This window comes from Micromonospora sp. NBC_01796, from assembly GCF_035917455.1.
GTDB lineage: Bacteria > Actinomycetota > Actinomycetes > Mycobacteriales > Micromonosporaceae > Micromonospora_G.
Map to the genome: position 1 here is coordinate 8,070,908 of NZ_CP109078.1, position 22,650 is coordinate 8,093,557.

At 69.6% G+C, this 22,650-nt stretch carries 22 protein-coding genes; 10 read left to right on the forward strand and 12 right to left on the reverse strand.

Annotated features, from left to right (window positions below):
• Nucleotides 1-106: 106 nt before the first annotated feature.
• Nucleotides 107-703, reverse strand: coding sequence for a LysE/ArgO family amino acid transporter (locus OIE47_RS35875; protein ID WP_326558991.1), 597 nt, complete (start codon nt 701-703; stop codon nt 107-109).
• Between the two features lie 72 nt (nt 704-775).
• Between OIE47_RS35875 and OIE47_RS35880 the strand changes: the two genes are divergently transcribed.
• The gene (locus OIE47_RS35880) at nt 776-1,669 is read left to right on the forward strand and encodes a LysR family transcriptional regulator ArgP (RefSeq protein ID WP_326558992.1); all 894 of its coding nucleotides are present in this window, start codon (nt 776-778) and stop codon (nt 1,667-1,669) included.
• Between the two features lie 55 nt (nt 1,670-1,724).
• Here OIE47_RS35880 and OIE47_RS35885 read toward each other — a convergent pair whose 3' ends face one another.
• The 3 genes from OIE47_RS35885 to OIE47_RS35895 all read right to left on the reverse strand — a co-directional run bounded on the left by OIE47_RS35885 (nt 1,725) and on the right by OIE47_RS35895 (nt 3,757).
• Nucleotides 1,725-2,402, reverse strand: a complete 678-nt coding sequence (locus tag OIE47_RS35885; protein WP_326558993.1) for a GNAT family N-acetyltransferase — start codon at nt 2,400-2,402, stop codon at nt 1,725-1,727.
• A gap of 52 nt (nt 2,403-2,454) precedes the next feature.
• Nucleotides 2,455-3,210, reverse strand: coding sequence for a hypothetical protein (locus OIE47_RS35890; RefSeq protein ID WP_326558994.1), 756 nt, complete (start codon nt 3,208-3,210; stop codon nt 2,455-2,457).
• 184 nt (nt 3,211-3,394) lie between these two features.
• Nucleotides 3,395-3,757, reverse strand: coding sequence for an SH3 domain-containing protein (locus tag OIE47_RS35895; RefSeq protein ID WP_326558995.1), 363 nt, complete (start codon nt 3,755-3,757; stop codon nt 3,395-3,397).
• A gap of 457 nt (nt 3,758-4,214) precedes the next feature.
• On the opposite strand from OIE47_RS35895, the gene OIE47_RS35900 reads away from it, so the two are divergent.
• Nucleotides 4,215-6,962, forward strand: a complete 2,748-nt coding sequence (locus tag OIE47_RS35900) for an AfsR/SARP family transcriptional regulator (protein ID WP_326558996.1) — start codon at nt 4,215-4,217, stop codon at nt 6,960-6,962.
• Between the two features lie 47 nt (nt 6,963-7,009).
• Complete coding sequence (locus tag OIE47_RS35905) at nt 7,010-8,005, forward strand: sigma-70 family RNA polymerase sigma factor (protein ID WP_326563332.1); 996 nt, start codon at nt 7,010-7,012, stop codon at nt 8,003-8,005.
• Between the two features lie 36 nt (nt 8,006-8,041).
• On the opposite strand, the gene OIE47_RS35910 is transcribed toward OIE47_RS35905, so the two are convergent.
• Together OIE47_RS35910 and OIE47_RS35915 are read right to left on the reverse strand one after the other, a co-directional pair.
• Nucleotides 8,042-8,890 (reverse strand): ATP-grasp domain-containing protein, encoded by an 849-nt coding sequence (locus OIE47_RS35910; protein ID WP_326558997.1) that lies wholly within the window; start codon nt 8,888-8,890, stop codon nt 8,042-8,044.
• Between the two features lie 59 nt (nt 8,891-8,949).
• Nucleotides 8,950-9,471: a winged helix-turn-helix transcriptional regulator gene (locus OIE47_RS35915; protein WP_326558998.1), complete on the reverse strand. Its 522-nt coding sequence runs from the start codon at nt 9,469-9,471 to the stop codon at nt 8,950-8,952.
• Nucleotides 9,472-9,508: 37 nt separating this feature from the next.
• Here OIE47_RS35915 and OIE47_RS35920 point away from each other — a divergent pair, with 37 nt between their 5' ends.
• Nucleotides 9,509-10,339: an SDR family NAD(P)-dependent oxidoreductase gene (locus OIE47_RS35920; RefSeq protein ID WP_326558999.1), complete on the forward strand. Its 831-nt coding sequence runs from the start codon at nt 9,509-9,511 to the stop codon at nt 10,337-10,339.
• Nucleotides 10,340-10,456: 117 nt separating this feature from the next.
• Here OIE47_RS35920 and OIE47_RS35925 read toward each other — a convergent pair whose 3' ends face one another.
• On the reverse strand, nt 10,457-11,482 hold the full coding sequence (locus OIE47_RS35925) for a hypothetical protein (protein ID WP_326559000.1): 1,026 nt from the start codon (nt 11,480-11,482) through the stop codon (nt 10,457-10,459).
• A 153-nt stretch (nt 11,483-11,635) separates the two neighbouring features.
• Here OIE47_RS35925 and OIE47_RS35930 point away from each other — a divergent pair, with 153 nt between their 5' ends.
• From OIE47_RS35930 to OIE47_RS35955, 6 genes are all read left to right on the forward strand, one after another.
• Nucleotides 11,636-11,977, forward strand: a complete 342-nt coding sequence (locus OIE47_RS35930) for a hypothetical protein (RefSeq protein ID WP_326559001.1) — start codon at nt 11,636-11,638, stop codon at nt 11,975-11,977.
• Nucleotides 11,978-12,120: 143 nt separating this feature from the next.
• Nucleotides 12,121-12,507 (forward strand): YybH family protein, encoded by a 387-nt coding sequence (locus OIE47_RS35935; protein ID WP_326559002.1) that lies wholly within the window; start codon nt 12,121-12,123, stop codon nt 12,505-12,507.
• 349 nt (nt 12,508-12,856) lie between these two features.
• Nucleotides 12,857-13,987 (forward strand): ABC transporter substrate-binding protein, encoded by a 1,131-nt coding sequence (locus tag OIE47_RS35940; protein ID WP_326559003.1) that lies wholly within the window; start codon nt 12,857-12,859, stop codon nt 13,985-13,987.
• A gap of 6 nt (nt 13,988-13,993) precedes the next feature.
• Complete coding sequence (locus tag OIE47_RS35945; RefSeq protein ID WP_326559004.1) at nt 13,994-14,923, forward strand: ABC transporter permease; 930 nt, start codon at nt 13,994-13,996, stop codon at nt 14,921-14,923.
• Nucleotides 14,911-15,735: an ABC transporter permease gene (locus OIE47_RS35950; protein ID WP_326559005.1), complete on the forward strand. Its 825-nt coding sequence runs from the start codon at nt 14,911-14,913 to the stop codon at nt 15,733-15,735. The genes OIE47_RS35945 and OIE47_RS35950 overlap by 13 nt, the downstream gene beginning before the upstream one ends.
• A complete protein-coding gene (locus OIE47_RS35955; RefSeq protein ID WP_326559006.1) occupies nt 15,732-16,829 on the forward strand; it encodes an ABC transporter ATP-binding protein in 1,098 nt (365 codons plus the stop codon). Before OIE47_RS35950 ends, OIE47_RS35955 begins: the two co-directional genes overlap by 4 nt.
• Nucleotides 16,830-16,935: 106 nt before the next feature.
• On the opposite strand, the gene OIE47_RS35960 is transcribed toward OIE47_RS35955, so the two are convergent.
• From OIE47_RS35960 to OIE47_RS35980, 5 genes are all read right to left on the reverse strand, one after another.
• Entirely contained in the window at nt 16,936-17,847 is a 912-nt protein-coding gene (locus tag OIE47_RS35960; RefSeq protein WP_326559007.1) for an NADP-dependent oxidoreductase, read from the reverse strand.
• A gap of 57 nt (nt 17,848-17,904) precedes the next feature.
• Nucleotides 17,905-18,624 carry an NUDIX hydrolase gene (locus OIE47_RS35965; protein WP_326559008.1) on the reverse strand — a complete coding sequence of 240 codons (720 nt, stop codon included), beginning with the start codon at nt 18,622-18,624 and terminating at the stop codon, nt 17,905-17,907.
• A gap of 128 nt (nt 18,625-18,752) precedes the next feature.
• Nucleotides 18,753-19,613, reverse strand: a complete 861-nt coding sequence (locus tag OIE47_RS35970) for a hypothetical protein (protein WP_326559009.1) — start codon at nt 19,611-19,613, stop codon at nt 18,753-18,755.
• Nucleotides 19,610-20,563 carry a 5'-methylthioadenosine/S-adenosylhomocysteine nucleosidase family protein gene (locus OIE47_RS35975; protein ID WP_326559010.1) on the reverse strand — a complete coding sequence of 318 codons (954 nt, stop codon included), beginning with the start codon at nt 20,561-20,563 and terminating at the stop codon, nt 19,610-19,612. The genes OIE47_RS35970 and OIE47_RS35975 overlap by 4 nt, the downstream gene beginning before the upstream one ends.
• Nucleotides 20,563-22,302 carry a hypothetical protein gene (locus tag OIE47_RS35980; protein ID WP_326559011.1) on the reverse strand — a complete coding sequence of 580 codons (1,740 nt, stop codon included), beginning with the start codon at nt 22,300-22,302 and terminating at the stop codon, nt 20,563-20,565. The genes OIE47_RS35975 and OIE47_RS35980 overlap by 1 nt, the downstream gene beginning before the upstream one ends.
• Nucleotides 22,303-22,650 lie beyond the last annotated feature (348 nt).

Consider the following 22,650-nt stretch of genomic DNA (forward strand, 5'->3'; position numbering starts at 1 on the left):
CAGGCACGTCGAGGCAGAATTTCGCCTCTCCGGGTGAATGCCGTCGCCTTTGGCGATGTCAGTCCTGGCTTTGTGCCATCACCGGGAGGTGGGGCCGGAACAAGGGTCAGCCACGCAGCAGGGCGATTGCGAGGGCGGCCATGAGTGCGGCGACCAGGCCGTCGACCACCCGCCAGGCGCCGGGACGCGACAGGGCGGGGGCGAGTCGGTGCGCACCGTAGCCGAGGGCGGTGAACCAGACCACGCTGGCCAGGACCGCGCCCGATCCGAACAGCCACCGGTTGTCGTACTGGTTGGCGACCGAACCCAGCAACAGCACCGTGTCCAGGTACACGTGCGGGTTCAGGTACGTGAAGGCAAGGCACATGGCGATCGTCGTACGCAGCGGAACCGGGCGGTGGTCGGTCGGCGTCAGCCTGTCGGGGCGCAACGCCCGCCTGGCCGCGAACAGCGCGTAACAGATCAGGAACGCGGCACCCACCCAACGAACAGTGCCGGCGACCGCCGGGCGGTCCGCGATCGCCGCGCCGAGGCCGGCGATCCCGACGGAGATCAGCAGCGCGTCCGACGCCGCACAGGTCAGCACCACCGGGAGCACGTGCTGGCGGCGCAGCCCCTGACGGAGGACAAAGGCGTTCTGGGCGCCGATGGCGGCGATGAGGGCGATGGAGGCGGTGAAGCCGGCGAGGGTCGAGGTCAGCACCGACCCGACGCTACGGTTCGGCCGGATCACACTCCAGCTAAAGATTTTCGTGCCCGATTAGCATCTCTTAACATGGCGCTCGACTCCGGCCAGTTGGCCGCACTCCAGGCGGTGGTGGACGAGGGCAGCTTCGAGGCCGCCGCCCGCGCACTGCACATCACCCCGTCGGCGGTCAGTCAACGGATCAAGGCACTCGAACAGGCCGCCGGACAGGTCCTGGTCCGGCGTACCCGACCCTGCCAGCCGACCGAGGCGGGTCGGCCCCTGGTCAGACTGGCCAGCCAGCTCGCACTGCTGGAGCTTGAGGCACTGGACGCCGCGCGTGGCCCGCTGACCGGGCAGCAGACCCGTACCCGGATCGCGGTGGTGGTCAACGCCGACTCGCTCGCCACCTGGTTCCTGGGCGCGCTGGCTCGACTGCCGAGCGACCTCGCGTACTGCTTCGACCTGCAACAGGACGACCAGGACCACACCGCGGACCTGCTCCGCGACGGGTCGGTGATGGCGGCGGTGACCGCGCAGCGGGTCGCCGTGCAGGGCTGTCGCGTGCACCGGCTCGGCGCCATGCGCTACCTGGCCATGGCCTCGCCCGAGTTGCACCGCGCCCACTTCGCCGCGACCGACATCACCTCGGCGCTGGCCACCGCGCCCATGCTCCGGCTCGACCGCAAGGACGAGTTGCAGCACCGCTTCGTCAACAAGGTCACCAGACGGCGGCTCGACCCGCCGGTTCACTACGTTCCGGCGGTGTCGGCGTTCATCGAGGCGGTACGGCTCGGACTGGGCTGGGGCCTGGTGCCCGAGCGGACCGCCCGCGAGGACCTGGCGGCCGGTCGGCTGATCGAGATCGCCCCCGGGCGGCACCTCGACACACCCCTCTACTGGCAGTCCTGGCGCCTGGAGTCGACCGTCCTGGCCACCCTGACCAGCGCCGTGCAGGCAGCGGCGGCGACGGCACTGCGCTGAGCCACCGCCCTGCCGTCGACGACGCGGCCCGGCGGCCGGGCGCTACCCGTTCCGGTCAGGGGTGCAGGCCGAGGTAGGTGATCGGACCGGCGTCGGTGACGTCGATGGGGTGGAAGCCGAGCCGGTCGTAGAACACCCGCGCGTTGGCGTTCGCGGTGACCATCCCGAGATGCAGGCCCGGTACGCCGGCCCGGCGCAGCGCCGCGGTGAACGTGTCGATCAGGGCCCGCCCGTGACCGGTGCGCTGGTACGCCGGCAGCACGTCGATGTGCAGGTGCGCGGGGTACCCGGCCAGTTCGGGCAGGACCATGCGCTCCGGGGTGTGCAGGAGGTGCGCCATGACCTCGTCCGGCGTGGTCGGCTCCCCCGCCGGTGGTGGATAGTCGTCGCCGACCCGGGGCAACCACTCGGTCCGGAACCGGCGGACGAACACCCCTGTGTCGGCGGTGCCGAGGACGTAGCCCACGGCCCGCCCGTCGTGGTCGAGCACGAACGCCAGGTCCGGCTCCAGATACGCGTACGGGTGGGCGAAGATGTTCGGCAGGACGCTCGGATCGGCGTACGAGCCGGTGGCGTCCTGTCCCGCGTCTGCCGTACGGATGCAGATGTCGTGCACCGCGTCGAAGTCACCGGGCCGGTACGGGCGGATCAGCATCGTCGCAACCTGCCGTTTCGCACAGACGGTCGAACCACCGGACGCCGGACGCCGGGTCGAGGTTTGTCGAACGGCCATCGTACGGTCCCCGGGTACGAGGCGCGGGACTCGTTCGCCCGGCCGCTGTCGATCAGGAGAAGCGCTCGATCGTCACCGGGATCAGCCCCTGTTGCCGCATGACCGCCGTCAGCCCCCGCAGCACGGGTCCGATCCGGTCCGCGCGCCTGCTTCCCAGATCTGCGGTCAGGTCCAGGCACCAGGCGACACCGGGACCGACCCGGCGAAGATCCCACCTGAAGTGGTCGTCGGCCACCCGAAGTTCGGCGCTGCCCGCCACCCGCGCCCGTGGATCGTCGGCGTCCGGAGACACTCTCATCTGCCACCGGGCCCGCAGCCTCGCCAGGCCGTCATCGGGCAGGTCGTTGACGAAGAGGATCCGGTAGAACCGAGTGCTGTGAAAGCCCTCGGGGACCTCGCCGGCCCCCAGCCGCAGCGGCGGTGCGGTCGCCAGCGATTCGGCCGCGCCGAAATGGGAGCGCAGCCTCTGTTCGTCAGGCAGGTCACCGCCACCGAGCCGGCGGTAGACCTGCACGACCTCGTCCCGGTCCGCCGTGGCGATCCGGCTACGAAGACCCGCATCCGTCCGTACGCGCCGACTGAAGGGTGCCGCACCCACCCAGCCGTCCAGGACTGTCCACCTCGCACTACCCAGGGCGAGCGCCGTGTGGTCACTGGCGAGTTCGAACTCCTCCACGAGGACTCCGACCGGCGCGGCGGGGGTTTCACCGTGGTGTTTCTCGGGCTGGATCAGGTAGTAGTCCAGGAACAGGTGCGACGAGGATGCGGGGACGTCGGTCCTCCGCGGTCGGCGTACGTCGGTCTCCATCGCCGCAACGTACTCCCGCCCGGACCGGTCACCACGACATGGCGACAGACCGACACAGACGCCGCTATCACCGCGGACCATGGTGATAGCGGCACCGGTCGTTCGTCGGACATCGGGATGCCTACGCCGCCAGAGCGAGCCCCTGCCAGCGAAGACTCCACATCCAATGAGTACGGCTCAATTGCTAGCAATGATCGATGAAGCTCTGCACATGCCCCGAGTCGAGGTAGTAGTCGCTCACATATCGCGGAGAGCCGATAGGGCTGTAGAGCAGGACCCAGATGTTGTAGCCGAAAACGGACGTGCCCGTAGTCCAGCAATCCATCTGCACAATGGTGCCATTGGGGAGAGTGTCGACGATACTAGCGCCGGTGCTTGGCGCCGAGCGGACGTTCAGGTTACCCGAAACGCCTATGATCTTGGCGCATCTGGCGCCGGAATCCCACCAGCAAGGTTCTGTCGCGGCGGAGGCCGGTGACCCGAACAGCAGGGTGGAACAGAGTGCCGCCACGACTGCGGACACAAAGAGGACAGAGCGTCTGGACATGATTCATCTCCCTGGGTGTGGCTGGAATGGCGTCATTCGTTGATCAGTGCGAGGTGCACCATGGACCCGACAACCAGGCCGCGCGTGGATCACGATCACCTCTGTCATCACGGACACAAGAAGTGCCGCGACCGACACCCGCAGACGCCTGAAACTCATCCATACCTCCAATACGCTCGACCACGAAGAAGCTTGGTACGAATGTGTTACGGACAGGACCACCGACACCGCAATGTCCACGGCCATGACCAACACGCGACGGCTCGGGCACGGCGGGCAGCATCACCCCGTCGCTCCTACGAGCGGATGCTGACCTCCGAACTCCCACCCCTTTCGCGTCTTGAAGAATCTTCGAGTTGTCGGCTACATTTCCGCTACAACGCGGACAGTGATCCCGCGTCGGCAGGGTGCGAGTACCGGGCACCACGGCGTTCCGGGGGCGCGGGTGGAGTTTCAGGTGCTCGGTCCACTGTCGGTGAACCGTGCCGATGGGCCGGTCGACCTCCATCACGGCCACAAGCCGATGCTGCTGCTGGCGATCCTGCTGGCCCGCGCACCCCAGGTGGTATCGGTCGACGAGTTGCTGATCGGCGTCTGGGGTGACCGACCGCCCCGATCCGCACGGCCCAACATCCACCAGTACGTCCATCGGCTACGCCTCGCGCTCGGCCCCGAGCGCATCTGCCGGCACCCGTCCGGGTACGCACTGCAGATCGCGGACCACGAATTCGACGCTGCCCGGTTCCGAGCGCTCGCGGCACGAGCCAAGGTCGATCTCGGCGACGCTCGTACCGAGGAAGCCAACCTGAGCCTGCGGTCGGCACTCGACCTCTGGCGGGGACCCGCGTTCGACGGTTTCCTCGACTGCGAGCTGGTGGCGGCAGAGGCCACCCGACTCGAGCAGCAGCGGTGGTCGGTCCGCGAGCGATGGACGGAGACCGAGCTGGCGCTCGGTAGGCACCGGGAGATGGTGGACGTCCTCAGCGAACTCGTGGACGCCCAGCCCTACCGGGAACTGCCTCGGGCCCAACTGATGCTCGCCCTGCACCGCAGCGGCCGGCGGTTGGACGCGCTGGACCTGTATCGCCGCACCCGGAACCTGTTCGTCACCGATCTGGGAGTGGAGCCCGGCGAAGCGTTGCGACTACTACACCAGCGGATCCTCGTCGGAACACCGACCGCCGGTGGCGGCGCCATCGGGAAATCGCAGAATCTCGGCACCCTGAACCAGTTGCCGCCACTGTCGGTCTCCTTCGTCGGTCGGGTCGCCGAACGGGCACAGCTCGTCGAGGCACTCATGGCCGGATCCGCCACGTCCCCGGCGGTGATCGGAATCTCCGGCCTCGGTGGACTCGGTAAGACGAGCATCGCGGTCTGGGCGGCACATTCCGTACTGGATGCCTACCCGGACGGATGCGTCTTCGCCGACCTGCGTGGCACCGACACAAGACCGCCGTCCCATCATGCCGTGCTCGGCGCGTTGCTGCGCGCCCTCGGAATCCAGGGCACGGAGTTGCCGCAGGGACGTACGGCGCGACTCGGCCTGTTCCGGGCGATGACGGCCAACCGTCGCCTGCTTATCGTGCTCGACAACGCCGACAACGAGGCACAGGTCCGTCCGCTGATTCCCGGCGGCCCCGGATGCGGGGTGATCGTCACGTCACGGCGCTTCCTGGCCGGGTTGGAGCGGACCCACACCCTCGAACTGGATCCGCTCACCGACAGCGAGAGTGCCGAGCTGCTACGGACGCATGCCTCCCCACATGCCATCGCAGACAGCACCGGTGTGGCGGACCTGATCCGGTGGTGTGGCGGGCTGCCCCTGGCGATCCGCATCGTCGCGGGTCGGCTGCGGTCACGGAACGCACTCAGCCCGAGTCACCTCGTCCGTCTCCTGCAGGGGGCCGGCAACCCGGTGGACGAGTTGCACCTCGGGGATCTCAACATCCGCAGCACGTTCATGCTCAGCTACCGGCGACTGGGGCCGGCCGCCGCCACACTGCTGGCCCATCTCGGCCGGCTGGGGTACGCGCGTTTCACCCTGGACACCTGCCTGCCGCTGGTGGACGAGACGCACGGGCGGGTCCTCGACGCGCTGGCCGAACTGGACCACGCTGGCCTGATCACGGGTGAGCATCCCGCTCGAGCCATCGGGGCCGCCCGTTACCGGATGCACGATCTCGTCCGGTCCTTCGCCGCCGCCCAGGCTCCGACCGGGTCGGGCGACGCCTACCGTGGCGCTCTGAAGCGACTGACGAGTCACTACATCGCGAGATTGTGCTCCAGCCGGGACTTCGTGCATGGCGGATCGCTGCACCACCTTCCGATTGTGGTTCCGCCCTCGCGACCCTTTCCCGACGAGGCCGCGGCGCTGGACTGGCTCGACGCCGAGGTGGACAACATCCTCGCGGCGATGCCGGCCATCGGCGAAGCGGGACTCCACGAGGAGGTCTGGCAGGTCGCCTACCTGTTGCGCCCGTACCTTCGCCTCAGGCACCGCTCGGATGACCGGCACACGGTCGGCAGGGCGGGCGTGGAAAGCGCTCGTCTCATCGGGAACCAGCTTGCCGAGGCTCTACTGCTCGAATGCCTGGCGACGGCACACCATGACGACGATCTCAAGAATCCGTCGGCCAAGCTGCACTACGAGCAGGCGCGACAACTGTTCCGTGCGGTCGGAAGCAACATCGGTGTGGCGACGTGCGAGGACCAACTCGGCACCTACTATCAGAACATCGGCGAACTGGAGCTGTCCGAGCAGCACCACCGCAGGGCGCTCGCGGTTCCGGAGTACACGAGCGACCCGGGCAACGGTTGCCGATCTCACATCAGCCTCGGCACCCTGTACGGCCGGCAGGAGCGATACCCCGACGCCGAGCGCGAGTTCACCACGGCGCTCACGCTCGCGATGGATGCCCACGACCAGTACATCGCGTGTTTCGCCCATCACAACCTCGCCTACCTCTACCGTCTCCAGGGACGGCGGGACGAGGCTCTGCTTCACGCGCACGCAGAAATCGAACTGGCGGTCTTCATCAGGAACAAGCTGCGCGAGGCACGCGCACGGGAATTGCTGGGTGACATCCACGGCGAGCACGACCCGAACTCGGCCACGACGGCGTGGCAGCGGGCGGTGGAGCTGTACGAGCAGCTCGGTAGCGATCGGGCCGACGAAGTGCGGTCCCGGATGCAAAGCACCGGGTAGGTCAGTCGTCGGCAGTATCGTTCACCGATCTGCTGGCCGCGGTGACGATCGGGGACGTGGTGGAGACAAAGCTGCTGGCGGCGGCGCGGTCGGGTGATCCGGATGCGTTCGGCCAACTGGTCGATCCGTTCCGAAACGAGTTGCAGACGCACTGCTACCGGATGCTCGGGTCGATGCACGACGCCGAGGACGCGCTACAGGAGTCGCTGGTACGCGCCTGGCAGGCCCTGGGACGGTTCGACGACCGTGGCTCGATCCGGCCGTGGCTGTACCGGATCGCGACCAACAGGTGCCTGACCCTGATCGAGCGTCGCCGTCGCCGGGAGCTGCCGACCGATCTCAGCCCCGGCGCCGTACCACCGGCGGAGGTCGCGTGGCTGGAGCCGTACCCGGATGCCAGGCTGGGTTGGGCGGACCAGGGGCCGGAGGCGCGCTACGTCGCCCGCGAGGGAGTGGAGCTGGCATTTGTCGCGGCGCTCCAGCACCTGTCGGCCGGGCAGCGAGCGGTGCTGATCCTGCGCGAGGTGCTCGGGTTCTCCGCCCGCGAGGTCGCCGACCTGCTGGACACCACGGTCGCGGCCGTCAACAGCGCGCTGCAACGGGCGCGCCGGGTTCTCGACGGTCGGCTCCCCCGGGTCACCCAGCAGGCGACCCTCGGGGCCCTCGACGACCGGACCGTACGGCGGCTGGCGGACCGGTACGCGACCGCGTGGGAGAACGGCGACGTCGACGCGATCGTGGCGATGCTCACCGACGACGCCAGGTACGCCATGCCACCGCTGCCACAGTGGTACGAGGGACACGACTCGATCAGGGCGTTCCTGCTCGAAAGGCCACTGACCGTGCGGTGGCGTTTCCTGCCGGCGTACGCGAACGGCCAGGTCGCGTACGGAACCTACCTGTGGGACGACGAGCGGGGAGTCTTCGTGGCGGCGGGGCTCGACCTGGTCGAGTTCCGGGGAACGAAGATCGCCGAGGTGATGTCGTTCCTGATGCCGGAGATCTTCGACCGGTTCGGTCTGCCCGACGAGGTTCCCGAGTAGTCCGCCGACGATGTTCCGGGAATTCTGCGCCACGCACTACGGGTTGCCCGCGGACAGGGCGGCGATCATGGTGCCGGGTTCGATGACGGCGGGCCGGTCACTGACCTGCCCGTCGCCGAGCTCGATCACCCGCCACACGCCGTCCGCCCGCAGCGCCAGGTCGACGGTCACGAACGGCAGACCCAGACCGGAAACCAGCGGTACGACCGCAGCCAGGTCAACCTCCCGGGCAGGTGCCTCGTCCGGGGTGTCCGGGTGCGGCCCCACCAGTACGCACACCCCGTCGACCCACCAGGTGCGTACCTCGGCGGTGGTGAACCGTTCGAATCGGCGCAGGACAAAACCGCCGACGAAGTCGTCCTCACGCAACCGGAGGAACCGGCTCGCCACCCGCCACGCGGCCACACCATCGGAGATGTCGGGAATGTAGGCCGCCTCGTGCCAGTGGTGCTTCATCGACTTCGTGTAGTCCCGGAGCACCGCCGGCCCCGCCCCCAACTCGGCGCGTACCCGGTCGAAGTCCGCCCGGTCCGTGCCCGTGGTCCAGGCCGATCGCGGCGTGACCTCGGCCAGCGCCGGATACCAACCGGGTAGCTCGTGTGCCCGCCGGTACTGCTCGCCGGTGGTCCGCAGGGTCACCCCCCTCCCGGCCAGCGCGTCGGCGAACGCGGCGTACCGCTCGCCGCGCAGCATCCAGCCCCGGTAGACCGCCGTACCGCCGCCCTTCACCGAGGCGACGGCCCGCTCGACCTCCTCGCCTCGGGCGAGTGCGTCGTGGTCGACCAGGCCGACATCGAGCCCGGCGGCTCGGGCGGCTTCCGCCTCCGGGGCGAAGTGTTCGTCCGGACGGCGGGGACGGAGAGGGTTCGCGGGCACCAGCAGCATCACGGGCACATTCTTCCGGTGACGGGCACCGGGTCTCCAACCGATATCGGCGGGGTCGGTCAGGCGATCGGGATGCCGCGTCCTCCGGTTGTTCCGGCACCGACAACACCGCCGGCTTCGACGGGTGCGTCAGTGGCGGTCGAGGCGTCGAAGCTGGCGTGGGCCCGACGGATGTCGGTGTCGTGGTCCACGGCCCACTCGCCGAGCGCGATGACGAGCGGGAGCAGTGACCTGCCGAGGTCGGTCAGGCCGTACTCGCTCCCCTGCCACTGCTGCACGGCGGCGGTCCGCCGGACGAGTCCGTCCCGTTCGAGCAGGCGGAGCGTACGGGTCAGCATCCGGCGACTCAGTCCGTGGATGGTGCGGTCGAGCTCGTTGAAGCCGTAAGCACGCTGGGCGAGCAGGGCGAGTACGAGCACGCTCCACTTCTCGCCGACCCGGCGCAACACGTCCGTCGCCGCGCACGCCGCCCGGTCATCCGCCGTGACCGGCAACGGAATGATCGCCGCCGTCCCGTCGGCCCCGCCCCGTCCGGGGAACATCGATGTGCCTTCTTCTCCGCCGCTGCCCACTCCAGCCATGGTGGTCAGGGTACGGCGGGATCACGGAGGGACAGCGATGAAGACAGTCCTTGTCAGCGGCGGCACGAGAGGCATCGGCAGGGGGCTTGTGCTGAGTCTGCTGGGTAGCGGTGACCGGGTGATGGCGGTCGGCAGTGGTGCCGCCAACGGTGCGGCGCTGGTGGACGAGGCCACACGTCTGGGGATGGCGGACCGGCTCTCGTTCATCCGGGCCGACCTCAGCTCGGTTGCCCGTACGGTGACGCTGATCGACGAACTGGTCGCAACGGAACCGGAGTTGGACGCCCTGGTACTCGGCGCGTTCCGCTACAACCCGCGTCGGATCATCACCGCCGAGGGCTTCGAGCACACGTTCGCGCTCTATGTGCTCAACCGGTTCCTGCTCGCCCGTGGTCTGCTACCGGCCCTGGAGCGGGCCGCCGATCCGGTGATCGTCAGCCTCTGCGGGACCGGTGGCATCCCCGTCGGGCGGATCCACTGGGACGATCTCCAGCTCAGCCGGCGCTACAGCGGATTACGCGCGACGATGCAGGCTGCCAGGGCCAACGACCTGCTCGGTGTCGGATTCACCGGCCGGCACCCGGACACCCGGGTCCGGTACGTGCTGTACAACCCGCTGTTCGTCGACACCGCCCTCGCGGATCCGTTCACCCAGCCCACCCGGGCACTGGTCAAGGGGCTCTCCCGCCTGTTCGCGGCACCGGTTGCGCAGGCCCTGCCGCCGATCCTCGGACTGCTGGCGACGCCGCCGGACGAGCCGCTGTCCGCGTACCGCCGGGGGCGCCGGGTCCGGCTGTCCGGATCGGCCTTCGCCCCGGACACCGCCGCCCGCCTGCACCGGGTGCTGGACGGGCTCAGTCCCGGGTAGCGGCGCGTACGGGGAAGCGTTACCGGGCTTCCAGTTGAGCGCTGGCGTACGTCGGTGGGCCAGCCCGAGGCGTCGGCCGGACCGGGCACCGGGCGAGGATCCGCCGCCCCGACGTGGTCACCCGCCGACCGGCTGCGGCTCTCGTTCGGCCGTGAGTTGCCGGGCACGCCGGACCTGCCGGATGCCCACGAGGATCAGGGTGATCGCCGCGACCGTGAAGGCGATGTCGCTGATCAGCTCCTCCGTCGCGGAGACGGGTCGCCACGGGGCCAGGTAGAAGCCGTCCCAGGCGTGGGTGAGCAGGGCACCCCCGGCCAGCGCGAGCCGGTGTCCCTGGTCCCAGCGTGGACTGCGGGACCAGCGCAGGACCAGCCAGGCCATCCCGGTGAGCACGGCGAGGCTGATGGCGACCCCGAGCCAGTTCTCCGGCATCCAGAGCAGGCGGGACGCGACGAGGGCGAGCAGCAGGACCAGTACCCGTCGCTCGGGCGCTCCGGCGCCGGGGCGGGTCGGGCGGTCCGGTACGCGGAACGCGGTCACGATGAAGGCGAGCGCGAGAACGGCGGCCACGGTGAGCTGGACCGCGCTGGCGCTGAAGCCCTCGGTCTCCTGGAGGTCGGCGTAGATGATGGCGCCGCCGAGCAGGTACAGACCAGCGGTCGCCACCAGACCGGGCGTACGCAACCACGGGGTCGTGCTGCGGCGGGGAAACAGGGACTCGATGACGGCGATCGGTACGCCGATGCTCCAGATGGCGTGTCCGGCGACGAACATCAGTCCGAAGTAGCCGCTCATCCGCAGGCCGGGGATGTGGGCGATGCTCTGGAAGTCCACCCCGGCGTAGTCGGGGTTGAACAGTGACTGGTCGAACAGGCCGGCCTCGATGACGCCGTAGGCCAGCCCGAGCAGCAGCATCGTCGCCCAGCCCCGGCCGGTACGGCGGGCCAGCTCGCGGATCAGCAGCGCGCCGCCGCCGTACATCGGTACCAGGAAGATGATCAGCGGCAGGTCGCGGACGGTGTGGCTGCCCATCACGTACTCGCCCACCCAGGGCGCGAGCAGGGCGAGCCCGAGAACGGGCAGCATCCGCCGACCGAGCCGGGGCGGCGGGGCCGGATCGACCGGCGGGGACTGCTGGGTCATACCGACGAGTCTGGATTCCTCGCGGTGACGCGCACTACGAACCGAAGTCTCGTACCGCCGCGACTTCGGTCTACCGCCCGGTCTGTGCGGCGTGGGATCGACGGCGGCAAGCCGGGACATCGTGACGGCGACGGATGGGGAACAATGTCGGGCGTGGAAGCCCTACGCCTGGTGTTGCTCTATGTCCACCTGATCGGTTTCGCCCTGTTGCTGGGCGGTTCGATCGCCCAGTACGTGAGCGGCGTGCTGCGGATCAATCCGGCGATGCTCTGGGGTGCGGGCATCCAACTCCTCTCCGGCCTGGGGCTCGCGGCACCGCTGCGCGACGGTGACGAGCCGTCGCCGGCCAAACTCCTCACCAAGCTGCTGATCGCCATCGCGATCTTCGTGATGGTGTTCTTCTCCCGCAAGCGGGACGCCGTCAACCGCGGCCACTTCCTCGGCATCATCGTGTTCACCCTGGCCAACGCGGCCGTGGCGGTGTTCTGGCGATGACAACCGGGCGCCAGCGCACGGCGACCCGATGACCGTGCTGCGGGTTCGCGGCCGGCTCGTCCGGCGCTGGTAGCCGCCCCGGCGTCGCCCCACTTCCGCCTGTCGCCGGTGCGGGTGACCGGCCACCTGGCAAACTGCCGGTCATGGATCGGGAGCGGGTGACCGAGTGGGTTGCGGCGTACGAGCGGGCGTGGCGTACGCCGGGGACCGACCCGCTGGCCACGATCTTCACCGCCGACGCGAGTTACCTGCAGGGGCCGTACCGGCAACCGGTGCTGGGGCTGCCCGCCATCGCGCGGATGTGGGAGGCCGAGCGCGAGGGGCCGGACGAGGCGTTCCGGATGACCAGTGAGGTGGTCGCGGTCGACGGTGACACCGCGGTCGTACGCGCCGAGGTGCACTACGGCGAGCCGACCAACCAGGAATTCCGCGATCTGTGGATCCTGCGTTTCGCCGACGACGGCCGCTGCCGTGCGTTCGAGGAGTGGCCGTTCTGGCCGCCGAATGCCGGGAACACGTCGCAGGAATAGCTCACCGAATACCGTCGAATCCGTGCCCGCGAATTCGATCGTATTCGTCGACCATTGCACGGTGGGTACCGGGACAAGATAATGGTGCCCGACCGGCCCGGCGACCCCCTCTGCGACCGGCGGTGATTCCGGTCAGTCGGCCGACACGGTGCCGATACCTCGCACAACCACCACTCCAGCGCCGATCGTTCCACTGGACAGCGCCGTACGTTCATCGGGGCTTTGATTTGGCACGGTGGTCAACCGATTGCGGCCGGGCATGATGTTCGGGGCCAGTCATGAGCGTACAACTGCCGAAAAGGCGCAGTCCGTGCTGGCCGAACGCCGAACCGGCGTAGAAGGAGGAAGTGTGCGAATCTCGGTTGCCCGAACAGTTGCGCTACTGGCGGCGTCCAGCGCGGCGCTTGCCATTACCGCCTGTGCGCCCCCGGAGAAGGAAAGCGCCGCGTCGAACAGCGACGCGGCCAAGGCCGTGAGCGTGAGCGACCTCGGTGGGCTCGACAAGCTCGTCGAGGCCGCCAAGAAGGAGGGGCAGCTCAACGTGATCGCGCTGCCGCCGGACTGGGCCAACTACGGCGAGATCATCAAGGCGTTCAACACGAAGTACGGCATCAAGGTCAACTCCGCTCAGCCGGACGCGTCGAGCCAGGACGAGATCAACGCGGCGAACCAGCTCAAGGGCCAGGACGGCGCCCCGGACGTGTTCGACCTCAGCGGCGCGGTGGCGTCGGCCAACACCTCGATGTTCGCCCCGTACAAGGTGGCGACCTGGGACGACGTGCCGGCGGCGCTCAAGGACGCCAACGGCACCTGGGTCAACGACTACGGCGGCTACATGTCGATCGGCTACGACGCGAGCAAGGTCCCGGCGCCGCAGAGCGTCGCGGACCTGCTCAAGCCGGAGTTCAAGGGCAAGGTGGCGCTCAACGGCGACCCGACCCAGGCCGGTGCGGCGTTCAGCGGCGTTGTCATGGCGGCGCTGGGCAACGGTGGCTCGGCCGACGACGTCAGCAAGGGCATCGACTTCTTCGGCCAGCTCAAGAAGGCCGGCAACTTCCTGCCGGTCGACCCGACCTCGACCACTGTCGAGTCGGGCCAGACGCCGGTCGTCATCGACTGGGACTACCTGAACGTCGCCCAGGGCGCCAAGCTCCAGGGCAAGCTCGACTGGAAGACCGTCGTACCGTCGAACGCGGTTGTCGGCTCCTACTACGTGCAGGCGATCAGCAAGGACGCCCCGCACCCGGCCGCAGCGCGGCTGTGGCAGGAGTTCCTCTACTCCGACGAGGGCCAGAACCTGTGGCTCGGCGGTGGCGCGCGTCCGGTACGGGCCGACGCCATGGTCAAGGCCGGCACCCTCGACCAGGCCGCGTACGGCAAGCTCCCCGTCACCAGCGGCGAGCCGGTGTTCCTGACCGACCCGCAGACCGCGAAGGCCAAGGAGAGCCTGGCGGCCAACTGGGCGAAGGCAGTGGGCTGACCGACGATGACCGTCGTTACGCCCCACCCGGACCCCGTGGCGCCCGCGCCCGGGGTCCGGCCCGCCCCGGCCGCCCGGCGCCGGATCAGCCTGCCGGGCCGTGACCTGCTCGGCGTCGTACCGTTCTTCGCATTCATCGTGCTGTTCCTGGCGATCCCCACCCTGGTGGTGGTGATCGGCGCGTTCACCGGCGACGGCGGCGGCTTCACCCTCGACAACCTGTCGGCGATCGGCACCTCGTACATCATGGAGGCGTTCGGGCGCAGCATCCTGCTCTCCGCCGTCACCGCCGCGATCGGCGCGGTCCTCGGCGGGCTGCTCGCGTACGCGTTGGTCACCGCCAAGCCCGACGGCGTCCTGCGCCGGGTCGTCACCTCGGCGTCCGGTGTCCTCGCCCAGTTCGGCGGGGTGACCCTCGCCTTCGCGTTCGTCGCCACCATCGGGCTGAGCGGGTTCGTGACGGTGTTCCTCCGGGACCACCTCGGCATCAACATCTACGCCCACGGGGTGTGGCTGTTCGAGCTGCCCGGCCTGCTGCTGGTCTACACCTACTTCCAGGTGCCGCTGATGGTGATCGTGTTCCTGCCCGCGCTGGACGGCATCCGTCCACAGTGGCGGGAGGCGGCGGAGAGCCTGGGCGGGTCGACCTGGCAGTACTGGCGAATGGTGGCGATGCCGCTGCTCGCCCCGCCGTTCCTCGGCTCGACGCTGCTGCTGTTCGCCAACGCCTTCTCGGCGTACGCGACCGCCGCGGCGCTGGTCAGCCAGGGCAGCCCGATCATCCCGCTGCAGATCCGGGGCGCCCTGACCAGCGAGGTGATCCTCGGCCAGCAGAACCTGGGCAAGGCGATGGCCCTCGGCATGATCGTGGTGGTCGCGCTGGTGATGTGGCTCTACGCGGTGCTACAGCGAAGGAGTTCGCGATGGCTGGGGTGACCCGACGCCGCGCCCGACGCCAGCGGGCCTTCCGCTGGACGATCGTCACCCTGCTCGGCATCTTCTTCCTGCTGCCGCTGGTGGCGATGCTGGAGTTCACCACCCGTGGCCCGAACGGCACGTACACCCTGGAGACCTGGAAGCTGCTGGTCGACTGGGGTCAGCTCGGCGAGACCTACCCGGATCTGGCGACCGGTGTCGTGAACTCGTTCGGGCTGGTGCTGCTCACCGTCGCGCTCACCCTGCTGCTGCTGGTGCCGACCGTCGTCTGGGTACGGCTGCGCCTGCCCCGGCTGCGCCGGCTGGTGGAGTTCCTCTGCCTGCTGCCGCTGACCATCCCGGCGATCGTGCTGGTGGTCGGGCTCGCCCCGGTGTACGCGTGGGTCACCTACTTCCTCGGCGGTTCGGCGCTCACGCTCACGTTCGCGTACACGATTCTGGTGCTCCCGTACGCGTACCGGTCGATCGACGCGGGACTGTCCGCGATCGACGTACGGACCCTGGCCGAGGCGTCCCGGAGTCTCGGGGCGAGCTGGGCGACGGTGATCTGGCGGGTGGTGCTGCCGAACATCCGCTCGGCGGTGCTGTCGGCCGCGTTCCTCACCGTCGCGCTCGTACTGGGCGAGTTCACCATCGCGTCCCTGCTCAACCGCAGCAACCTCCAGGTCGCGATCAACCTGCTCGGCAAGAGCAGCGCCACGATGTCGGTCGCGGTCTCGCTGACCGCGCTGGTGCTCGCATTCGTCCTACTGATGCTCTTGTCCCTCGTCGGCGGCGGCCGACGCCGGACTTCCCCGAAGGAGACACGGTGACCGGTACCACCAGCGTCGCCGCCGCGCCCGGCGAGCGCGACGGCGCCCGGCAGGGCGTCACGGTACGACTCGAATCGCTGCACCGCCGGTTCGGCAACACCTCCGCCCTGGACGGGCTCGACCTCGAACTCGCCCCCGGTGAGCTGGTCGCGCTGCTCGGTCCGTCCGGCTGCGGCAAGACCACCGCGCTGCGGGTGCTCGCCGGTCTGGAGGAGGCCGACTCGGGGCGGGTCCTGGTCGACGGCGAGGACATCACCAACCGGCCGGTGAACCGGCGCGACATGGGGATGGTCTTCCAGGCGTACAGCCTGTTCCCGCACCTGACCGCGCGGGAGAACGTGGAGTTCGGGCTGCGCCTGCGCGGCCGACCCGCCGCCGCCCGGCGGGAGCGGGCCGGCGACATGCTCGACCTGGTCGGCATCGGCGGTCACGCCGACAAGTACCCGCACCAGCTCTCCGGTGGTCAGCAACAGCGGGTGGCGCTCGCCCGCGCGCTCGCCATCCAGCCCCGGGTGCTGCTGCTCGACGAGCCGCTGTCGGCGCTCGACGCCAAGGTCCGGGTCCAGTTGCGCGACGAGATCCGCCGGATCCAGATCGAGGTCGGCACCACCACCCTGTTCGTCACCCACGACCAGGAGGAGGCCCTGGCGGTGGCCGACCGGGTCGGGGTGATGCGCGGTGGGCGGCTGGAGCAGTTGGGGCCGCCGGCGGAGATCTACCTGCGTCCGGCGAGCGCGTTCGTGGCCGACTTCGTCGGCCTCAGCAACCGGCTGCCCGGCCGGGTCGACGCCGACACGGTGGAGGTGCTCGGCGCCACCCTGCCACTGGTGGAGCCGGCCGACGCGCCGTCGGACAAGACCGTGCCGGTGACCGCGCTGGTCCGCCCGGAGGCGGTCGACGTGGTCGCCGATCCGGACGGCAGCGGGCGCGTACTCGCGGCCAGCTTCCTCGGCCCGATCAGCCGGGTGACGGTGACGATGCCGGACGACACCCTGGTGGTCGCCCAGGTCTCCAGCTCCCGCCTGACCGAGTTCACCCCCGGCACCCCCGTCCGCGTCACCCTCCACCCCTCCCCCGTCGCCCTAGCCCGCTGACCCGCGCTTCCCGCGCTTCCAGCGCTTCCCGCGCATGGGGCTCTTGTAGAGAAAGAGTGGCTATTCCGAGCTGGGTAGCCACTCTTTCTCTACAAGAGGGTGCACCTCAGGGGATGGTGATGACGATCTTGCCTCGGCCGTGGCCGGTTTCCATGGCGCGGTGGGCGTCGGCGGCGCGGGAGAGGGGGAAGGTTTCGCGGATGTGTAGGCGGAGCAGGTTGCGGTGGTGCAGGTCGACCAGTTCGGCCAGCCGGGCGGCGGAGCGCAGGGCGGGGGTGACCAGGATGCCGAGCGGTTCCGCCTGGTCGTGCTCGACCAGGGTGAGGATCCGCTTGCGGTCGGGCACCAGCTCCAGCGAGACCCGCAGCGCGTCGCCGCCGGCCCCGTCGAGCGCGGCCGAGACACCGCTGGGCGCGAGGGCCCGGACCCGGTCGGCCAGACCGTCCCCGTACGCGACGGGGGTGGCGCCGAGCCCGCGCAGGTAGTCGTGGTTCTCCTCGCGGGCGGTGCCGATGACGGTGGCGCCCCACAGTTGGGCGAGTTGCACCGCCACGGTGCCGACCGCGCCGGCCGCCCCGTGGACCAGCAGCACGTCCCCGGGACCCACGCCCAGGGTCTGGAGGGCGATGTGGGCGGTCTGCGCACCGGCGGTGAAGCCGCCCGCGACTGTCCAGGGCAGGGACTCCGGCTTGGGCGTGATCTGGTCGGCGGGGATGACCAGGTATTCGGCGTAGCAGTTGAGCTGGCCGAAGCCGAGCACCTCGGCGCCGACGGTCACCCCGGTCACCTCCGGCCCGACCTGGTCCACGATCCCGGCGAACTCGTTGCCGGGCACCCGGGGGAAACCGGGCCCGATACCGGGCGGGGTCCAACCGGCACGGACCGCGCAGTCGTACGGCTGCACCCCGGCCGCCTTTATCCGGACCCGTACCTGGCCGGTGCCCGCCTGCGGGGTCTCCAGTTCCATCAACCGGAGCACCTCCGGGCCGCCGAACTCGGTGAACGCGGCTGCTCTCATCGCCACACATCCTCTCCTCGTGGAGAGGACAGTCTCCGACCTCAACATTGGTTGAGGTCAAGCGTCGCGGACACCGCTGTCCCGCCCGGGCCGGAGCATCGCCGGATGCAACAGGGAGGCCTCCCCGCGCCGGTACAGCACCGCCGGCCGACCCGTCGGCGGAATCCGCCGCTCCTTTGTGGCCACCACGAAGTCGTCGACCCCGGTGACCTTGCGATGGAAGTTGCGCGGGTCGAGCCGTACGCCCCAGACCGCCTCGTAGACCGCGCGCAGGTCGCTGATGGTGAACAGTTCCTGGCAGAACTCGGTGGCCAGGGGCGAGTACTCCAGTTTGGCGCGGGCCCGGTCGGTGGCGTCGCGCAGCAGCACATGGTGGTCGAAGGCGAGCCGGCCGGGGCTGAGCAGATCGTCGTCGACCGGCGCCCACCGGGCCGTCGCGGCGTCCGTACCGGCGACCGGTATCGGCAGGTCCGGTGCGATCGCCAGGTACGCGACCGACGCGATCCGCCCACGCGGGTCCCGGTCCGGGTGCCCGTAGGTACGCACCTGCTCCAGGTAGAGCCGCCGACCGTCGATCCCGGTCTCCTCGGCGAGCTCGCGTACGGCGGTGTCGTCGAGATCCTCACCCGCCCGGACGAACCCGCCCGGCAGGGCCGGTTGGCCCTTGAACGGCTCCTTGCCCCGCTCGATCAGCAGAACGTGCAACCGGTCCTGACGGATGGTCAGGATGACCAGGTCGATGGCGATCCGGAACGGGCTCGGTGGACGGGCAGGCACAGTGCGAGGGTAACCATAGAGTCCGCCCGTACCCGTCAGGCGGTTCGCGGCCGGTGGGTGGGACGGACCCCGGTTCGCCCGAATCGGACCGGTCCGACCGCTCGACCGGCGCGGTCCGGCGGCGGCGGTCATGCCGGGCCCGTGCCGATCCCGCGCGGCCCGCCGCTGATCGGCGCCGGCTGCCCACTGGCCCAGATCAGGTCGAACTCGCTGGCGAAATGGCGGTACCAGATCGGATCGCGGCCGGCGTTGAGGGTGATCACCGCCTCCGGGCCGGCCGGCCGGTGGGAGTAGATGTCAACGGAGATCCGGCCGTCCACCTTCGCCGGGTCGACCAGGGTCAGGCCGAACGCCGGGACGAACTGGAGGAAACGCACCTCCAGCCGGCCGGTCACGTCGAGGCCGGCGGCCAGATGCTGCAACAGGTCGATGGTCGGTTGCAACCGGTGTTCGAAGACCCGCGCGTTGTCCGGTACGGCGTTGCGGCGGGCCGCCTCGCGAGGGCCGGGGCCGTCCGGGTCGAGGATGGCGACCCGGATCGACGCCCCGGCCGCCAGTCGCCGCTCCAGGTCGTGCAGGTGGCTGCGGATGGTCCGGCTCAGGGTGACCCCGACCAGGCGGATGTCCTCCGCGTCGTCGATCCGCAACACGGTTCCCGGGCCGGCGGCGGTGATCAACCGGTCGACGGACTCGGTCAGGCCCACCCTGCCCAACGACTTCGCCAGGTCCCGGATCGCGGAGTCGAGTCGGCGCATCCGCCGGCGGCCGGCCAACAGGTCGAAGACGATCAGACCGAGGATGGACAGGGTGGCGGCCGAGACGATCGCCGGGCTCGCCACGTCGAGAAGGCTGAGCAGGCCGACGGCCAACGCCAGGCTCGCGGTGAGGTACGCCTCCAACTCCCGACCCGCCAGTCGAAACCACCACGACCTGCGGGCGGGCGTACGCAACTCCTCCCGTCCCGGTCGCGGGCCGCCGGCCGGCCTCACTGTCCGGCCCCGGTCAACCAGAGGTACGGCAGCAGCCGTTCCATCACCGCCGCGGCGTGCCGGGCGGCGAGGTCGTGATGCTCGTGTCCCTTGTTCCGGTCGGCCAGATCCGAGATGCCCCGGATGGTCAGCCACCCGCGCAGCGTCTGGTCGACGTTGATCTCCTCGTAGAACGCCTGGGCCACACCGCCCGCCTCGGTCTCCACCGCGAGCGTCCGTTCGTTGAACCGCTCCAGGTAGATCCGGATGTCCGAGTCGGCATCGGTGATCACCGCGTCGCCGGACCCGACCGGACCACGGTGGATCCGGAAGTGCTCGTCCGGGTCGAGTTGGACGGTTCCCCGGTGCCGTACGAAGAACTCGTTGAGCCGGTGCAGCAGGACCGGCGCCATCGTCTGCGCCTGTCCCCGCCGCAGGATCCCGGTCGGTGTCTCCTTCCGGGCGTCGTAGTAGATCACCTCGTCGGAGATCACCACGTCGCCGATGTCCAGCCTCGACCTGATCCCACCGGCGATGCCGACCAGCAGGACGATCGGCGGCCGGTAGTGCTGGCGCAGGTCGCGGTAGGCGAGCGCGGCGGACCGTGGGCCGTGTTGCAGGGTCTGCATGGCGACCGTACGGAGGGTGCCGTGGTCGGTACGGACCGACGCCTCGTGCACCTGTGCCCCGCCGAACATCTGGTACGACGCGTAGTCCGTCATCCGGCCCAGCACGTCGACCACCGCCGACATCTCCTCCGGCAGGACGGTGAGGATGCCGATGTCGGCCCGCTGCCCGCCACCTCCCCGGTCTTCCCGGCCATGGCCGGCGGCCCGATGCCGGGGCGGTTCCGGCTCATGGTGGATCGTCTGGTTGCCGACGGCGGAACCACCGACGGTGATGCTGCCCGATCCGGTGACCAGCGCCCCGATGTTGCGGGTGCCGTCGCGGTCCTCCGTCTCCCCTCCCATCAGGCACCCGCGCCGGGTACGGGTGCCGGTGCTGCACCCTCCTGCTGCTGGGTCCCGATCGCGTCGCCGTACACGTTGATGCTGCCGCTACCGGTGACCACCGCACCGGCGCTGAGCAGGGTCATCGCCCGCTGCCGGTACTCGCTGGTGTCCACGCCCCGGCTCTGGAGGAAGTCGAGGATGGCGGCCAGGACCCGGCGTTCGATGACCCGCTGGTACTTCACGATGTCCTGGCTCTGGGTGTGGTTGCGGGTGTCCGGTGCGGTGCCCATCTCCCGGACGCTGGAGTTGGCCCCGTAGTCGTAGCCCAGGGCCAACTCACCCGCGGCGGGCGCGCTCGTCCGGGCGAACGAGGCGACCAGGCTGTCGTATCCGGCGCGGATCAGGTTGAACGGGGCCAGCGCGACGGTCAGCGGACTCCCGACGATGCCGCCGAGGATCCCCTTGACGTAGGCGGTCGGTCCGGTGCCGTCCACCTGGTCGACGATCCGGTACCGCTCGTTGCAGGGTGGCAGGGCCATCGAGGTCAGTTCGGTGTAGAGCGACTTGCCCTGCACGGCGAAGTGGACGTAGACGGTCGTGACCAGCTCACCGTGCCAGGAGACCACCTGGCAGACCAGGTAGTGCCGGGCCGGCGCGGTCGGGTACCGGACGACCTGGTCGACCTGTTCCTGCGGCAGGTACGGAACCAGCCGGCTGGCCTCCGTTCCGGCGAGGAACACCCGGTCGGAGACGGTGAGCCCCGGCAGTTGCTGTTCCGGGTTGGCGGTCCCGATCAGGCCCCGCAGGTGGTCCCGTACGTACTCGATGATGTCCTGCGCCTTGAACGGCGGCTGCTCGAACTCCCGTTCGGCCTCCGGCCGGTGCCGGCCGAGCGGGTCGGCGCCGCGGACCAGCCGCTGGGCGAAGCCCCAGGACTTCAGGATGTTGCCCGAGCCGATGAACGGCCAGTATCCGGCGTAGATGACGACGTTCCCGCCGCCCTGACGGTGGATCTCGTCGAAGCGCGGCGACGGCGCGGTGGTGGCGATCGGCTGCCCCGGCGCGAGCCGGTCGAGGTGCCACTGCCGCCACGCGCTCATGGCGACCGGCACCGCGATCAGCAGGGGCAGCAGGATAAAAACGCCCAGGGTCAGGAAGGTGTTGGCGGCGTAGGTTTCCTCGATGTCCTCGCCCGCAGCGAGGGAGGAGAGGATGAAGGGGAGGCTGAGCACCATCAGCGCGATCGTGGCGACCGTGTACTGGAGGAACAGCGTGAGGATCCGGCCGAGGACGGCCAGGCCGCTGGACGGTTTGTCGCTCTGCATCTCCACCGCGGTCTTGCGCAGGACCCGCCAGGTCGCGACCCCCAGGTGGATGAAGAGCAGCACGTTCAGGGCGGCGAGCGCGGCGAACGGTGCGGCACAGAAGGAGATGACCAGCAGGCCGACGATGATCGCGTCGCGGATGTTCGCCATCTTCGCCGCGCGCAGGCAGTGATCGAGGACGGTGATGACGTCGTATCCGTACGACGGTGCGACCAGTCGCCTCACCTGGTGGTAGACCTGGTTCAGGCTCGCCCGACGGAAGCGGTCGTCGAGGTACGCACCGGCGCTGAGGTGCCGGGTGGCGCTGGAGACACGGTGCACGGGTGCCGGGCCACCGTTGGTGGATCCGTCGGGGTAGGCGCCGGGTGGCGCGGGTGCGGCCCGGAACTGGTCGGAACCGGTCGCCTGGTGCGGGAGTTCTGGATTCGTCATGACGTCCATCCATCGACTGTCGATTGTGCCGGGAGGCTTGCCGGACCTGCGTCGTGGAGCTGGCGTTGCGCGGTCGTGCCGGACGACGGAGCGGTTGACGGTCGATCACCCGACCATTTTCGTCAGACTGACACTAAGTCGAAGGTAGAAGCCGATCCGAGTTCATGTCAAGTAGACGATTAGGTGTCGACCAGCGACAACAACCCCGGCCGGGTCAGCGATGCGCGATAACGTAACCACCGACAGTGATCGACTGCGTCGGGTGGGCGGTCGCCCGCCGACCCCGACAAGCCGGCGACCGGGTCCACTGTGCCGGTTCCGACCGGCTGATCGACGCACCCGGACGTG